The organism is Psychrobacter sp. GW64-MNA-CIBAN-0177, from assembly GCF_040309585.1.
Taxonomy (GTDB): Bacteria; Pseudomonadota; Gammaproteobacteria; order Pseudomonadales; family Moraxellaceae; genus Psychrobacter; species Psychrobacter okhotskensis.
In genome coordinates this window covers 1-265 of the sequence record NZ_JBEOOY010000304.1, presented here as the reverse complement: position 1 = coordinate 265, position 265 = coordinate 1, and the positions used below count along the sequence as shown (strand labels likewise).

Sequence of the window (265 nt, the reverse complement as noted above, 5' to 3'; positions counted from 1 at the left end):
CGTAACTACCGCGATCAATTAGGTGCTAAAGACTTTGCCGACCCAGCACTGCTGAGCGAAAGTTACCAAGCACTTGATGAGCTAACCCAACTACTTAATTTAGGCTCAGTGTACGACTTTCAATTAGAAGGTTAATTACTTACTTAAGCTAAATAACCTGAGCTCCGGATAATAAACCTATCTCAAGCAGCTATTTTCAGCGCTAACTGCGTTGAATTTACTTGCAATAGGCCAGCTATTGACGCGTAAATTCGCCTTGTTTTCA

Annotated in this window: 1 protein-coding gene; it reads left to right on the top strand. The window is 41.5% G+C overall.

What is annotated here, in order from left to right:
• On the top strand, positions 1-135 hold a 135-nt coding region (locus tag AAEY79_RS15190; RefSeq protein ID WP_352289301.1), incomplete at its 5' end, for an N-succinylarginine dihydrolase.
• Between the last annotated feature and the right edge of the window lie 130 nt (positions 136-265).